This window comes from Actinopolymorpha sp. B11F2 (assembly GCF_040195635.1).
GTDB lineage: Bacteria > Actinomycetota > Actinomycetes > Propionibacteriales > Actinopolymorphaceae > Thermasporomyces.
On sequence record NZ_JBEFTX010000022.1, the window covers coordinates 107554 to 122064 of the forward strand.

At 64.8% G+C, this 14511-nt stretch carries 12 protein-coding genes; 6 read left to right on the forward strand and 6 right to left on the reverse strand.

Features of this window, described 5'->3' with window-relative positions; translation table 11 throughout:
- Window positions 1–181 precede the first annotated feature (181 nt).
- The 5 genes from ABN034_RS30025 to ABN034_RS30045 all read left to right on the forward strand — a co-directional run bounded on the left by ABN034_RS30025 (window position 182) and on the right by ABN034_RS30045 (window position 6919).
- On the forward strand, window positions 182–1780 hold the full coding sequence (locus ABN034_RS30025) for an ABC transporter substrate-binding protein (protein WP_349694351.1): 1599 nt from the start codon (window positions 182–184) through the stop codon (window positions 1778–1780).
- A 2-nt stretch (window positions 1781–1782) separates the two neighbouring features.
- On the forward strand, window positions 1783–2733 hold the full coding sequence (locus tag ABN034_RS30030) for an ABC transporter permease (RefSeq protein ID WP_349694352.1): 951 nt from the start codon (window positions 1783–1785) through the stop codon (window positions 2731–2733).
- Window positions 2730–3599, forward strand: coding sequence for an ABC transporter permease (locus ABN034_RS30035; protein ID WP_349694353.1), 870 nt, complete (start codon window positions 2730–2732; stop codon window positions 3597–3599). Before ABN034_RS30030 ends, ABN034_RS30035 begins: the two co-directional genes overlap by 4 nt.
- Window positions 3600–3608: 9 nt before the next feature.
- Window positions 3609–5654, forward strand: a complete 2046-nt coding sequence (locus ABN034_RS30040; RefSeq protein WP_349694354.1) for a dipeptide ABC transporter ATP-binding protein — start codon at window positions 3609–3611, stop codon at window positions 5652–5654.
- A gap of 98 nt (window positions 5655–5752) precedes the next feature.
- A complete protein-coding gene (locus ABN034_RS30045; RefSeq protein WP_349694355.1) occupies window positions 5753–6919 on the forward strand; it encodes a cellulase family glycosylhydrolase in 1167 nt (388 codons plus the stop codon).
- 223 nt (window positions 6920–7142) lie between these two features.
- Here ABN034_RS30045 and ABN034_RS34680 read toward each other — a convergent pair whose 3' ends face one another.
- The 4 genes from ABN034_RS34680 to ABN034_RS30060 all read right to left on the reverse strand — a co-directional run bounded on the left by ABN034_RS34680 (window position 7143) and on the right by ABN034_RS30060 (window position 11007).
- A complete protein-coding gene (locus tag ABN034_RS34680) occupies window positions 7143–7583 on the reverse strand; it encodes a substrate-binding domain-containing protein (RefSeq protein WP_502879119.1) in 441 nt (146 codons plus the stop codon).
- A gap of 19 nt (window positions 7584–7602) precedes the next feature.
- Window positions 7603–9180: an arylsulfatase gene (locus ABN034_RS30050; protein ID WP_349694356.1), complete on the reverse strand. Its 1578-nt coding sequence runs from the start codon at window positions 9178–9180 to the stop codon at window positions 7603–7605.
- Window positions 9181–9210: 30 nt separating this feature from the next.
- Entirely contained in the window at window positions 9211–9963 is a 753-nt protein-coding gene (locus tag ABN034_RS30055; protein WP_349694357.1) for an alpha-L-arabinofuranosidase family protein, read from the reverse strand.
- 408 nt (window positions 9964–10371) lie between these two features.
- Window positions 10372–11007: a hypothetical protein gene (locus ABN034_RS30060; RefSeq protein WP_349694358.1), complete on the reverse strand. Its 636-nt coding sequence runs from the start codon at window positions 11005–11007 to the stop codon at window positions 10372–10374.
- Between the two features lie 1446 nt (window positions 11008–12453).
- On the opposite strand from ABN034_RS30060, the gene ABN034_RS30065 reads away from it, so the two are divergent.
- Window positions 12454–12675, forward strand: a complete 222-nt coding sequence (locus tag ABN034_RS30065) for a hypothetical protein (protein ID WP_349694359.1) — start codon at window positions 12454–12456, stop codon at window positions 12673–12675.
- A gap of 86 nt (window positions 12676–12761) precedes the next feature.
- On the opposite strand, the gene ABN034_RS30070 is transcribed toward ABN034_RS30065, so the two are convergent.
- Both ABN034_RS30070 and ABN034_RS30075 read right to left on the reverse strand, forming a co-directional pair.
- Window positions 12762–13241 (reverse strand): YfbM family protein, encoded by a 480-nt coding sequence (locus tag ABN034_RS30070; RefSeq protein WP_349694360.1) that lies wholly within the window; start codon window positions 13239–13241, stop codon window positions 12762–12764.
- Between the two features lie 841 nt (window positions 13242–14082).
- On the reverse strand, window positions 14083–14268 hold the full coding sequence (locus ABN034_RS30075; RefSeq protein ID WP_349694361.1) for a hypothetical protein: 186 nt from the start codon (window positions 14266–14268) through the stop codon (window positions 14083–14085).
- Window positions 14269–14511 lie beyond the last annotated feature (243 nt).

Consider the following 14511-nt stretch of genomic DNA (forward strand, 5'->3'; position numbering starts at 1 on the left):
CAGTTAAGTTGCTTATCGAAGCTAACTAGCGCGGGCCGGCCCGTCAACTCCCCTAATGGCCGTCAACTCCCCGCTCAGAACCGCGCCCGATCCGGGGTTGACGCCAGGCAAGGACCAACATTAACTTCGTTACACAGTTTTCATCCGATGGCGTTCGCTCAGTGGCGAGAGGAAGCACACGATGCGACCAGTCTCCCGAAAGCTCACCGCGGACCCGACCCGGCGAGACTTCCTGCGTCTAAGCACCGCCGGAGCCGTGCTCGCCGGCATGGGTGGGCTGGCAGCTTGCGAATCTGCTGTTGAGCAGCAAGCTTCCGACAAGACGGACAGCGGCAGGAACCGCCCACGGCCAGGGGGCGAACTCATCGTCGCCCAGCCGCAAGACATCGTTCCGAACGCGGTTCGAAACCAGGCCGCTCAAGACGCGAGCTGGCGACGCTCGATCTTCGACACTCTGATCGGCATCGAACGGAAGAGTGGTGAGATCCAACCCTGGTTGGCCACCGAGTGGGAGACCAGCGACGGTGGCAAGGTCACGACGCTAACCGTCCGTGACGATGTGACCTTCCACAGCGGCCGCCCATTCACCGCCGACGACGTCAGGTTCACCCTCGAGTTCATGCGTGATGAGCAGCCGGCCTGGTCATTCCAGTGGCTGCTCGAGAGGGCGACCAGCATTGACGTGCCGGACAAGACCACCGTCAAGATCGCGTTCGACCAGCCCATCAACAACCTTTTCGACGCGCTGGCCTTGATGATCATCGTTGACAAGGAGACGGCACCGAATCTGCTCGCCGCGGAGGCCAGCAACGACATCATCGGCACGGGGCCCTTCGCCTGGGGCGAATACCATCAAGGGGAAAGCCTGACGCTGCGGAGGAACGACAGGTACTGGCAAGACGACCAGCCTTTCCTCGACACCATCCGGATTCGAATCATCCCGCGCCCCGAGGCGCTGATGTCTGCACTGCGCTCCGGTCAGGTTCATCTCGGCACCAACATCAGCCCGCTCAACACCACCCAGGTGAAGAACGACGATCGGTTCGAGATCACTGCCTACGAGACCTACAGCGCAGGCGTCTACCTTGGCGGAAACGTCAAGTCGGAACCGCTTGACGACAAGCGGGTGCGGCAGGCGATCAACTACGCCATCGATCGGCAGCGGATCAACGACGACCTCTACCTCGGCCAGGCGAAGGTCACGGCACTGCCATGGTCCAGCGCGAGTGACGCCAACAACCTCGAGCTTGCTCGGCACTACGAGCGTGACCTGAACAAGGCCAAGGACTTGCTGGCCGCCGCAGGCGCTGAAGGCGCGACGGTGGTGCTCGAGACAAACGCCCAGTTCAGCAAGGTTGCGGAGATCGTCGAGTTCAACCTTGAGGAAGCCGGCGTCAAGCCACAGCTCCGCGTTCTGAGTGCCGACCAACAAGAGGATCGGTTTCAGAACCGTACATTCGAAGGACTGTGGATCGGCGTGCATGGCTACAACGCACTGTCCCCGGTCGACCTGATCTACAGTGCGCTGCCGTACAAGACCCAGCAAAACCTGTTCAACTTCGAGTCTGCAGAGTACACGCAGCTTGCGGAGGCCACGCTCACCGCCAACAGTGATCAGGACAAGCGCACCGCTTACGACGCAGTCAGTGAGTTTCTACTCGACCAGGCCTTCTGTTGCGACCTGGTGCAAGGAGCGAGCACCGTGGTGAGCTCGGGTGTGAGCGGATGGGACTACACCGTCTGGGACGACCTCATGCTGCACCGGGCCGGCCTGGAGTAGCTGTGCTCAACTTCGTAGCTCGACGCGTGCCCGCGGCGATCGTCACGCTTGTTTTGGCGTCGATTGCCGTCTTCTTCCTGATCAAGATGCTGCCCGGCAGCCCAGCGACAACGATTCTTGGCGACCAGGCAACGCCAGAGGCGGTGCGGGCACTCGAGGAGAAGATGGGCCTAGCCGATCCGCTGTGGCAGCAGTACTGGGACTGGGCGCGCGGTCTCGCAACCGGAGACCTCGGTCGGTCGTACATCTCCGGCGAGCCGCTGGTCGAGACCTTCCTCCGAGCAGGTGGCGCCACCCTCGAGCTGGCCCTGGGCAGCCTTGTGGTCACTGTCGTGTGTGGCTTCGCCTTAGGGATGGCTGGTGCAACGGTGCGGCTGCACGGCATACAGAGCATGCTGAAGGCCTTCAATGCAATCGTGTTTGGCGTGCCGGAGTACGTCGTCGGAATCCTGCTCATTCTCGCGTTCGCCATCAACGTTCGCTTGTTACCTGCCGGCGGACGAGAGCCGCTGCTGGAGGACCCGGAGATCGGGATCCAGTACCTGCTCATGCCGGCGATCGCCCTGGGTTTGCATTCGGCAGTTGTCATCGCGCGCTTTCTGGAGACTGCACTGCGGACGGAACTAGACGAGGAGTACGTCGAAACGGCGTTCGCCAAGGGTTCGTCGAGGCGCCGCATGTTGTGGCGACACGCCCTTCCGAACGCGCTTCCTTCCGTGATCACCGTGTTGGGTCTGCGAGTCGGACATCTGTTGGGCGGCGCTCTCATTATCGAAGCCATCTTCGCGTGGCCAGGGTTAGGGCAGGTGCTCGCCAACGCTGTCATCGCTCACGACTACCTGATCGTCCAAGACCTCGTGGTGTATTTCGTCGTCGTCTTCATTGCCATGCAGGTGGCGACTGACCTCGTCCACGCGACTCTGGACCCGCGCGTCCGCTTGGAGGGCGAATGACAGCTATAGAGGTGACGCAGCTCGCGCCAGCTCAGGGTGTCGGCGCCCGAACCGGGCGATGGTCCCGAGCGCTGCGTACGCCCTCTGGTGCGACCGGCCTGGTGGTCGTGACGGTGCTCGTTGCGGCCGGCCTGATGGCGCCAGTGCTCGCGCCATTCGATCCGGCCTTCCAGTCGACCGGCGCATCGTTGCTCGGCCCATCCAGCCAGCACTGGCTCGGCACCGACGAGCTTGGGCGGGACATCTATTCACGCCTGCTGTACGGCATCCGGCAGGACGTCATCATCACCGTCTTGGGGGTCCCGCTCGGGCAGGTCATCGGAGTCGTCTTAGGCCTGGTTGCCACCGTGGATCGACTAGCTGACGGCGTAGTCCAGCGCCTCCTCGACGTCAAGATGGCGTTCCCACAGGTCATTCTGGCTGCAACGCTGGCCACGATCATCACACCAGGATTCGCAACCGTGCTGATCGTGATCGTGATCGCTGGGATTCCGGTGACAGCACGGTTGACCCGTTCGGCCGTGCTGACGCAGCGCGAGCGCGACTACGTGGTCGGCGCTCGGGTGGTCGGTGCTGGCCGGGCGGCTATCTTGTTCCGGCACATCCTGCCGAACTCGCTCGACGCCCTCATCGTGCACTTCGTCATGGCGGCCGCGGGTGCAATCTTCCTCGAGGGCGGGCTTGCGATCATCGGCTTTGGCATCCAGCCACCCAATCCATCCCTCGGCGGCATGATCGAGACTGGCCTGCCATTCCTCGCCGAACAGCAGTGGTACGTACTCGGCCCGATCGCTGTGCTTACTGGCCTGGTCATCGGTCTCAACCTGCTGGCCGACGGCATCAACGCCGCATTGCGGCGGGGCTAGGGGTACGTGATGACTGAAGCCATTCTCCAGGTACGCGGGCTGCGAATCGAGTTTCCCACGCGCCTAGGCGTGGTGCAGGCGGTGCGAGGTGTTGACTTCGACGTGCACGCAGGTGAAGCACTGGCGATCGTCGGCGAGTCGGGCTCCGGGAAGTCTGTTACCGCGCGGTCATTGGTTGGGCTGGTCCGTGAGCCGGGGCGAATCGTCGACGGGTCGGTGAAGTACCGGGGCGAGGACGTCTTCGCCATGTCGGAATCGGCGCTGACGGCATACCGCGGCGGCGAGGTGGCTCTGGTGTCCCAGGATCCACAGTCCTCGCTGAACCCAGTGATGAGTGTTGGTGACCAAATCGCCGAGGCACTTCGACTGCACGGGGCTGACCGACGCGCGGCCCGCCGGAGGGCGGCGGAGCTGTTGGATCTGGTCGATGTCCCAGACCCCGCCAAACGGTTGGCCGGTTACCCGCACCAGTTTTCCGGCGGCATGCGCCAGCGGGTCCTGATCGCGATGGCTCTGGCAAACGACCCGTGCGTCATCATCGCTGACGAGCCGACGACAGCATTGGACGTCACCGTCCAAGCGCAGGTTCTCGATGTCTTCGCCCGACTCAACAGGGAGCTGGGCACGGCGGTCGTCGTCATCACCCACAATCTCGGCCTGGTCGCCCGGCTGTGTGACCGGATCCTCGTGATGTACGGCGGCAAGGTCGTGGAGCAGGCACCTGTCGATGCGTTGCCGAACGATCCCCGCCATCCGTACACCTGGGGTCTCCTCAAGTCCGTGCCGAGGATCATCGGGGCCGACAAAGGTCGACTTCCGGCCATCGAGGGCAGTCCCCCTGATCTGCGCCAGCCACCCGCCGGATGCCCGTTCGCACCGCGCTGCGACTTCGCCGACAATCGCTGCCGCGCCGAGATGCCGCCCATGTACCAGCACGGGTCCGGCCATGTTGCTGCATGTTGGCGAACCGCCGACGGCCTGCGCCTCGACCCGCCCACCCCAACGCCGCTACACGTGGGCACCACGAACTCGGACCTGTACGAGGGGAGGCCCGACGTCCTGGCTTTGCGTGAGGTGCGCAAGACGTACGTCGTTCACAAGCGCAGGCTGGTTACCCGCACCAGCGAGGAGGTACGCGCGGTTCGCGGCGTCGACCTCCACCTCCGAGCAGGCGAGACGGTCGGGCTGGTGGGTGAGTCCGGCTGTGGCAAGTCCACGCTGGCGAAGATAGTTCTTCAACTGGAGCGTCCCGATGGCGGCGAAGTGCTGGTCAACGGCAAAGACCTCGCTGACACGCACGGGGCCGAGCTCAAGAGATTGCGTCGCCAGGTGCAGCTGGTCTTTCAAGACCCGTACGCCTCACTGAATCCACGGCACACGATCGGCGACCTGGTCGCCGAGCCGCTACGCATCCACCGGATCGTGCCAGCGTCAGAGGTGCCAACCCGGGTGAGTGAGCTGCTCGAACTTGTGGGTCTGGAGCCGTTGATGGCCAACCGGCTCCCTCGAAACTTCTCTGGCGGCCAGCGGCAACGCATCGCCCTGGCGCGAGCTCTGGCCGTTGAGCCAACCCTGCTGGTGCTCGATGAGCCGGTCTCGGCGCTGGACGTGTCGTTGCAGGCGCAGATCGTCAACCTGCTGCAAGACCTCAAGGTGCGGTTGGGTATCTCGTTGCTGTTCGTGGCCCACGACGTCGCCGTCGTCCGCCACGTCAGCGACCGAATTGCCGTGATGTACCTCGGGCAGATCGTCGAGGAGGGATCGGCCGACGAGATCTGTGCAAGCCCCCGGCACCCGTATACCGCGGCATTGCTGTCTGCGGTACCGGAGCCGGACCCGGCAGTTGAGCGCAAGCGCGATCGAATCGTGCTCCGAGGCGAAGTCCCCAGCCCCCTCGATCCGCCGGCCGGATGCCCATTCCACCCCCGCTGCCCGATCGGACCGACGGCTGTGTCCGGGCGCGAGGCGTGCGCGTCGGAGCGCCCGAGGCTTCGCCTTCTGTCGACGGGACACCGGTCGGCCTGTCACTTCGCCGAGGAGCTCGACCGGATATGAGGCGAGTCGTCGACGCGGGCGCAGCAGGCCGGCGCACATCCCGACCATAAGGAGGTTTGCCACACCGCCCGAGACCCATCTGCACGTGAGGAGGATCCATGCACAGGTTACTCCGTACACTCGCAGCATCGGCGGCACTTGCCGTCGCTCTCGCCACTACCACTGCCCACCCAGCCGCCGGCGTAGAGAAGGACGCCGGCGTGGTGGGCGTAGCGGCCGGCGACGGCTCGCTTGTCATTGCAGGGACTGATACCCCCTTCGTACTGCTCGGGTTCAACAGCGTTGGCGTCCTCTATCCGGAGATGTACCCGCAGCTGTGTGACTCGACCGGGATGGACGCCGCCACCCGAACCGAACTCTCCGCCACCCGCGACGCCATGGTGAACCACACTGCACGAGAGCTCCGCGCGATGGAGAGCTACTGGAACGCCAACACGGTGCGGTTCCAAGTCAGCCAGGGGGCGCTCGCGCTCGAGGCCAACAACTCGGGGGCCGACCCGTATACGAGCAACGTGCTCGACGTCGTGGAGACGGCCCGAGAGCTCGGCCTCATAGTGATCGTCTCACTTCAGACCCAGGGCTACGGCTGCACTCCACACGTCGACGGCGAGCAGGTCAAGCTGCCCAACCACGACTCGGTTGTCTCATGGCAGCAGCTGGCTACTTCGCTTGGCTCCGACGAGGGCGTGATTCTCGAGATCTTCAACGAGCCGCAGACCAAGCGAGCATGCGACACAGGTGTGGACTGGTCGTGGCCGGAGTGGATGTATGGCTGCGACGGCGCTCCGTCCGGCGACATGGGGATGGTCGGACTGGGCAAGCAGGTACGAGCGATGGCGCCGAACAACGTCCTGCTCTTCGACGGCGACAACAACGGCGGGAAGTTCAACGAGTTCGTCCCTCCGCCTGATATCCCGGACAACTCGGCCTACGCTCCGCACACGTACTTCAATGCCGACGGTCCCACGGGCAACTCGTTGGGTGAGGGCTGGGACGCCCGGTTCGGGCACCTACAGGAAAGCGGTGAGGCGCTCGTCGTCACCGAGTGGAACGGCTCGGCGTCCTGCAAGGCGTTCGACCTCGCGCCGGTACTTGTGAAGGAGTATCTGCCAGCTCACCAGATCGGCTTGTTCGTGCATTCGTGGGACGCACCGGCGGCGGACCTCGTAGACAAGAACTACCACCCGGTCGACTCCGTAGCCAAGTGCCCAGAGTTCACCGGAGCGTCGCTCGCCTACGACTACTTCTGGTCGCAGACCACATAGCCCGTTCCAAACCCTCTGCTGATGGTGGGGGCTATCCCTGTTTGCCTACCCGCAGGCAGGGATGGCCCGTCATCTCTATCACCGTGTTCCTCGAGCAGGTCGTACAGCGCGCCTGACCGCTCCCTGCCGGTGGGGGTTCGCCGTGCTCGACCACGAGCTTGTAGCGGTCGGTGCGGTACATCGTTGTGCAGGCAGGCGGATCGTACGCATAGCCCGAGTCAGGTCAACCACCACTTCCCCAGACTCTCCATAGTGATGGCGGACTCAGGATCACCCGGCCTCTCGACCGTCGCGCACCTGCGATGCTGAGCCTCGCCCGATTCCCGTCCAACGACGTGGCCACACGTGACCTCCCACTCGTGCCAGGAGTATGCCGACGGCAGGTTCGGCAGGACCGAGTCCCTGAGGCTGCACAGGGAGGCGTACGCCTCGGGTGAGCGGCTTCGCCAGGCAGTCCTACAGTGCTCTCCCGCTCGATCAGTCTGAAGTCGGCGACGACCTGCTGGGCCGGGCGGCCGGTGCCCGCAATCCAGTCGGCCAGCATCTGAAGGGCGGTACGGGCGATGCCTTCTTTGTACGGCGCGATCGTGGACAGGGGAAGGCGTGCAGGCCCGTCCGCCCTCGATGTTGCCGACTGGTTTCGGCTGGCACCATCTGCGGTCAGTCAGCCAAACGCTATCCGATCACCGACGGTTCAGGATCCGCTCACGCGGTACGACGCCACACCGATCCGCCCAGGTCTGGTACGCAGCGGCGAGCCGGTCGATCACATCCGGATGCTCCGCGGCCACGTCGAGCAACTCGGTGCGGTCAGCGGTCATGTCGTAAAGCTCCCATTTCTGTCCAAATTTCCGGACGAGCTTCCACCTGCCCTGCCGCACCGCCGCGTTCCCCTCGTGCTCCCAATACAGCGTGCGTTCTGTCCCAGCGGGCTGACCGCGATTGCCGCGCCAGGTTTCCAGCATGCTGGCGCCCTCGGGCGGCAGTACCTCGCGGCCGGCGTAGACCGAGGGATATTCGGTCTCGGTGAGCTCCAGGACGGTGGCCATGACGTCGGGCAGCTGATGCGGCTCGTGCCGGATCGTGCCCAGCTCGATCCCGCCCGCCGGCCAGTGCACGATGAACGGAGTGGCGATCCCGCCCTCGTGGACCCAGTGCTTGTACTCCCGGAACGGCGTGTTCGACAGGTTGGCCCACGCGGTTCCGTAGCTGGCGTACGTCTCCTCAGGCCCGGGCATGACGTCCGGGGTGTTGCCGCGGAATACCCGCCGTCCGTCGCGCGTGCATGCCGGAAGGTGGATCGGCCGATTCGCCACCTCGTCCGTCCAGCCCGGCGGCAGGTTCTCCGCGCAGCCACCGTTGTCCGACAGGAACATCAGCACCGTGTCGTCCAGCTGACCCGTGGCCTCGAGCGCGGCGACGATGCGGCCGACCGCGGCGTCCATGCGGTGTACCTGCGCGGCGTACACCTCCATCCGGCGCCGCTCCCACTCCTGGTTGGGTGTGTCCGTCCACGGCTTCACACTCGGGTCGCGATCACTCAGGTCCCAGGACGACTCCAGTAGGCCGAGTTCGACCAGCCGGTGGGAACGGCGCTCGCGCAGCACGTCCCAGCCCTCGTCGTACTGTCCGCGCATGGCTCCGATGTCCTCTTCGGGCGCGTGCAACGGCCAGTGCGGCGCGGTGAATGCGACGTAGAGGAAGAACGGCGCCGTGGGATCGTGTGCGGTGACGAAGTCGGCGGCGTCAAAGCCGATCGCGTCGGTGTAGAAGAAGCCAGGCTCGAGCTCGTGATCCTCCAAAGGTGTCTCGTTCCGGGTCAGCGTGGAGGGATTCCAGTAGCTGCCGCCACCGGCGATCGTTCCGAAGAACCGGTCGAATCCACGCCTCGTCGGCCAGGCGTCCTGCGGCCGGTCCATCTGCCCGCACAAGTGCCACTTGCCGCTCATGTACGTGGCATATCCGCCGGCTCTCAGCACCTCGGCCATCGTGACGCACCGGTCGTTGAGTGTGCCGGGGTATCCGTACGGGCGCTGGTCCTCGGTCAGGATCCCGATGCCTGTCTGGTGCGGGTGCAGTCCGGTCAACAGCGACGCCCGGGACGGTGAGCAGCGCGCCGTGTTGTAGAACTGCGACATCCGAACCCCGCCCGCTGCCAGCCGATCGAGGTTCGGCGTCGGGATCTCCCCGCCGTAGCAGCCGATGTCGGAATACCCCATGTCGTCGACCAGGATGACGACCACGTTGGGTCTTCCGGTCATGTCTGTCTCCTGTCCTAGTCCGGCCGGTTATCAGGCGCCGCTTGCCTTGCTTATGCTGGCACCTCGATCAAGGTGATGGAGTGGGCGGGGAAGGTGTGGGTGAAACCAGACCCGGTCCGCGGTTCGGTCGTGGTTGTCAAGCTGATCTCGTCCGGACGCGCCTTGTCGTTGTAGCTGGAGGTTGTCCCCGTTGAGGGCGTGGACGGTGACGTCACCCGAGGCTGTCGACGGCAGCACCACGTCCGCGGAAACGGGAGTATCTCGGTCGCGATTCAGCACGAGGAGGCGGGTAGCGCCATCGGAGGCGCCGATGGCGAGCGGGATGTCGTTGCGCCAGTTGATCTGGTTGCCGAGGTAGAGCTCATTGCCGAGCTCCCACACGTCGACGCCGTACGGCTTGGGGAGCCCGTTGTCGGCCCGGACCCGCGCCCAGTCGGTGACACCGTTGGGGTTTGCGCCCACGGGTGCGTTCATGTACTCCACGAAGTCCGCAGCGTCGTGGACCGACTGCGTGGTGCCGTTCGCCATGATCGTAGTGTCGGCGCCGATCTCGTCGACGAAGCGCTGGTTCTCATCCGGGCCGTACACACTGTCGTACGGCTGTGCCGAACCGACGAAGCCACCGCCGACCTGGCAGCCGCGGTCCGCCTGTCGGCCGACGGCACGTTTCCATTGGAAGAGGTTGGCCACCGTCCCGCCCAGATAGCGGATCAACCTCACGTTGGTCTGCCTCGCCAGGTCGACGATCCGCTGTACTGGTTGGTCGTTCGTCGCATCCCACATGCCCAGGCCGTGGCCGGGGCCAGCGGTGGTTCGCGCCGACGGTCCGGCTCGGAACGGGCTGCGCGATCGGGTCGGTGCTGATCCGGATGGCCGCGCCCAGGCACAGTGCTCGTATCGCGCGACGCGGAAGGTAACATCACGCATGCCCGCAGGTCGGACCACGTGGAAGAACCGCTGCCCCTCACCCACCCTGGCATGTTCTCATGCGGGGGACCTCAAGGGCTGCTCACGGAGATCTCCGACAGTGACCAGGCGTGAAGATCGCGGTGACGTTCTTCTCCGTAGAGGCAGGAAACTCGATCGCCATCTACGCATCTGCGCTCGGTAGGTCGTCGATCAGGTGCTTACCGTCGCTCGGTGTTGCAGGTCGTTGGGGTCACGCTGGGGTCAGTGCCAGGCAAGGTCGGTCTATAGCCAGCCCTCGGGTGGGGGTGGTCCTAGGTCGGGCGGGGTCGTTGGTTCGGTGAACACAATGGCCCTGATCTGGGCGGGATCGCATTTGCCATGCTTGCCATAGTGCTCCCCTGCCAGCGCTGCGACGGCTTCGAAGTTCCGCACCATCTTGACGTTGAAGGTGTCCTCGTTCGCATCGACGTCGGTGCCGGGTCCTGCCACTTGGACGAGTCTGGGACCAGCCAGGAGTTCCTCGCGCGTCGGGTACTCGGCGACGCCACCTGTGATCATGTCGGAGGCCGAATGTCTCCGCACATGTCCAGCGAGTTCGGCCGTGAGGGTCATGAAGGCTTCCAGGACGCCTAGATAGGCGCCGGGACCATCTTCATCGGCGTCACTACTCAGCTGGTCCCAGTCCTTCATGAGTATGTCGGCTGCGGGTTGCGGGGGGCGCGCAGCTTCCGACTCGCTAGCAGCCAGAACAAGATCTAGAGTCCGCGCTGTCAGCGCCTTAACGCGATCCGACATGAACACAGCATGGGCTGCCCGCACCTCGAGGCCCATCACGTACATCGCGCACAGGTACGCCGGATACGGAAGTCCGTCCAACCGCCTCACGACCCTCATTTCCAGATCGAGCAGCCTCGCCATCAGAGCTCACCTACCACTTGGCCTGCCTATGCGGTCTCTACTGCCGGATCTCCGGCACTTGCGTGCAGGCGAGCTTAGTCTGCGCTGACCACTCTTACCCGTCGTCCTCGCAGCCAGCCAGATTGAAGGCTGGAGCGAAACGAGTCAAGACTCGGCGGAGCCGATCACGTGTGACGCCGGAGGCGGTCTTGACGGGTGGGGTGGAGGCCTGAGACTGGCGTGCGAGGAGGGCGGGCGGTCAGAGTCCCTGCCAGGCCGGCCACCGCATCCTTTGACAACCCGTTGCCCGTGGTCCCGCCCGGCGAGCCCGAGGACGGCGCCCCCGGCGCCGCCCGCAAGGGCAGTAGCCGGGCGGTGCGCCGCGTCAGCGGCGCCTTGATCTATAGGAGGTCTATGCAGCAACGCAGATGTCTGCCGTCTGTGTCTTGTGGCAGGTGATGCGCGACACTCGTTCGCCAGGTGATGTGCGATGCCGAGTGCGCGGATCGCGGCATGAGAGTGCGTTTCGTCTGGCAGCCCGGCTCGGGGATCATAGCCTCGTGACAGTCAACGATCCCGACGCGCGGGTCGCCTTTGATCGGAAGGTCCACGCACTTGAAGGGCTTCGCATCTATGCAGTGGACTATTGGGACATCCACAACTATGGACCCGGGCCGGCTCGGTGGGATTACGGCGACTGGCATCACGCCGTCATGGGTGTGCAACTTTCCACGGACGCCGGCCCCGTGACCGTCACGTGGACCAACACCTTCTACCCCTACGGCGTCGAGGTCTTCGCCGAACCCATCGAACGCCACCTTGTCCTGGGAGAGGACGGGCCGGAACGAATCGGCCCCGATGGCGAATCTCGTTGGACAGGCATCCTGGACACCCCTGTACTGCGTGCGACGACATCGTGGGAGCGGATCGAACTCGGTCCAGCCACCTTGGCGAGCGTCGAGGTCGTCGAGCCTGCTCGTGTCGTCGAGATTCCTACTGCTCTGCGCCTGGACTTCGGCACCGGTCCTGTCTGGTTCGCGGCCGCGATCCCGCAATATCCGTCATGGAGGTGTGTTCATTCCAGGCGACGAGATCATGATCGTCTTCTCGGCCGCGAAGATGCGCGACATGGGCTACGACGATCCGAGATTCGTTGCCTGAACGCGGCTACTTGTCCGGATGGGGGTCGGACCCTGACGTGTTGACGGGTTGCTGGCGAGGTGCCCGGTGCGTAGGGCACGCTGACACGTGTGGACATCGAGGCCCAGGTGCGCCGGATCGAAACCGACATGAGTGCCGGGCGCCATGACGCCGACTATTACGTCCAGCAGATGCGGAGCAGCAGCGATCCGAACCTCCGCTACGTGCTGGCCGAGCGGCTGCCCAGACTCGGTACTTCGACGCCACCTGCACTCAAGCGGCTCATCGACGACGGACGACCAGCCGGGGTGGATCGAGGTCGGCATTGTGGACAGCGACGGTGCGGAACATCGGATCATCGAGAAGGTCCCGGTCCTAACGCGACACGACTTCACGTCGGCATCGACGTACCCCACGGAACTTTGGATCAAGGCAGACACGGGGAGCGTCGAGGGCGACCGCGTGGAGGTTACCTTCGCCCATGGGGTGCAGACAACCGACGGCCTCACCGCCGTCAGCCTCTCGGCCAACAGCGTCAAGTGGCTCTGATCCAGGTCGCGCAACAACGCCCGCTCATCGGCATGATCGCTCGGATTGCGGCATGTGCGTGCGCTGCGCCTGACGATGAGGACTGCTCAGCAGATGGTCTGGATGACAGACTCGCCCGCCCTAGCGGCAGCCGTGTAGAAGCCGCGCAGACTCTCGTAAGCCGGTGCGAGATAGGCGTCAAACACGTCCTCCTCGTCCCAGATGGATGGGTAGATGCCTGCCCTCGTCATGGCTGCGGGATCCATCCGCGAGCGGAGGGTGTCTACGTCGAGCTCGTGCAGCTCAGCGGCCACGCCGCTCACCCTGCTGGCCGGGAGGAGGCGCCCGGGTCCGTAGCCGAGGTCCTCGCCGACCGGCTCACCACCGAAAATCGCTTCGGAGGGGATACCGGCGATCGGGCCCTCCGCTCCCGTCAGCAGCCAGTGAACCCCATGCCAGGCCTTGTCGAGGTCGACCGACGTGTCACCGTCGTCCGACTCCAGCAAGTCCTCGAGGAGGTCAGGGTCCTCCAGGAGTTGCCGCGCCGCACTGGAGTTGCGGCGGTACCCGACCCAGATCATGCCCATGCCGGAACGGTACTGCCTGACACGTTGCTCGCCAGGCGGGGTTTCATCGGGCGATCACCGGCACGACCGAGCGCGGATCGCGGCAGTTGAGTGCATATCGGCCTCGCGTCCGGAACGCGTTCGGCGCAGACTTGACACATCCCGACAAGAGGCGTCCAGGGACGCCCGAGGCGCGAGCCAAAGCGGCGGGAGTAAAGGGCGGAGACGGGAGGCCCGCTCGCGAGGCGAACGATCGTGGTCCAGGTAGTCCCTGCCGCACCCTGGCAGCTCGGCGCCAGTCGCGGGCTGCCTGCGCGATCAGTCGGGTCGCTCTGTGGCCAGGTACAGCCGCCTGTGCATGTGGCCTGGCCAGGATGCATCGGTCTCTCTGATGTGCAGGCTCAATTCAACGCCGGGCACCGGCTCGCACAGGAACTCCAGCGAGCCCAGGAGGTCCGACGCCATGTCCTGAAGTTCCCGGACGTCTGTCTCGTCCCGGTGCGCCAAGCATGCATGAATGACGACCCGTCGAGTCCCGGCCTCTATCGCGATGCCTCGGACCGTGGGGCCGATAGCGCCTTGGGACGACTGGAGAGCTTCGAGCAGGACGAAGTTTTCATTCCACGGCGGGCCCGAAATCTGGCCCATAGGTCACCTGCGGGATCGAGTCATCCACGCGGCCATGATGTCAGCGATGTCCGCGCCGAAGCGCTGTCATGGGCATGATCGCGCGGACGGCGGCATGTCCGTGTGTCAGCGGCGGCCCCCACCCTCGCGGTGCCGGGAGTCTATGTTCGTCCACACGGCCAACCCTGCACCAACGTCTGGCTCCGCACCGCATTCAGGTCTAGAAAGTGATCGCCTATCGGAAGATCCGTGCGGCGGCCGATCTGCGTGCGTGTGTCCAGTCCTGCCCGCGTTCTCGCCGGACCGCGGCCTCTGCCTCGCGACGCCGTTCGGCGTGCCAACCGTCGGGATCGGCGTCATAGGCCTCGCATGTTTCGAGCCAAGCGGCGTACTCGTCCGAGATCTGCTCAAGTGTGCGCATGTACCGCCCTGGAGGTCTTGGCCAGTCCCGGCCGGGTACCGACCGTGACCGTGCTTGTGGTCTGCGGGGAGGCGACATTAGAAGCCAGAGGGCTTTTCCGGTTTTTCGTGGTGGTGGGTAGTACATACGATATCTAATTCGGGCAAAACATCCTGGTTACGGAACGTGCCCGACTCCGGGTGGGCGGACTTGTCTTGGCTAGTGCTCACCGGCCTGGGCAGTGGTCAACCGGTATCTGCTTCT

Coding starts and splice junctions, on each gene's coding strand:
- ABN034_RS30025 (WP_349694351.1), top strand. CDS start 182: ATGCGACCAGTCTCCCGAAAGCTCACCGCGGACCCGACCCGGCGAGAC.
- ABN034_RS30035 (WP_349694353.1), top strand. CDS start 2,730: ATGACAGCTATAGAGGTGACGCAGCTCGCGCCAGCTCAGGGTGTCGGC.
- ABN034_RS30040 (WP_349694354.1), top strand. CDS start 3,609: ATGACTGAAGCCATTCTCCAGGTACGCGGGCTGCGAATCGAGTTTCCC.
- ABN034_RS30045 (WP_349694355.1), top strand. CDS start 5,753: ATGCACAGGTTACTCCGTACACTCGCAGCATCGGCGGCACTTGCCGTC.
- ABN034_RS30050 (WP_349694356.1), bottom strand. CDS start 9,180: ATGACCGGAAGACCCAACGTGGTCGTCATCCTGGTCGACGACATGGGG.
- ABN034_RS30055 (WP_349694357.1), bottom strand. CDS start 9,963: ATGTGGGATGCGACGAACGACCAACCAGTACAGCGGATCGTCGACCTG.
- ABN034_RS30060 (WP_349694358.1), bottom strand. CDS start 11,007: ATGGCGAGGCTGCTCGATCTGGAAATGAGGGTCGTGAGGCGGTTGGAC.
- ABN034_RS30070 (WP_349694360.1), bottom strand. CDS start 13,241: ATGGGCATGATCTGGGTCGGGTACCGCCGCAACTCCAGTGCGGCGCGG.
- ABN034_RS30075 (WP_349694361.1), bottom strand. CDS start 14,268: ATGCGCACACTTGAGCAGATCTCGGACGAGTACGCCGCTTGGCTCGAA.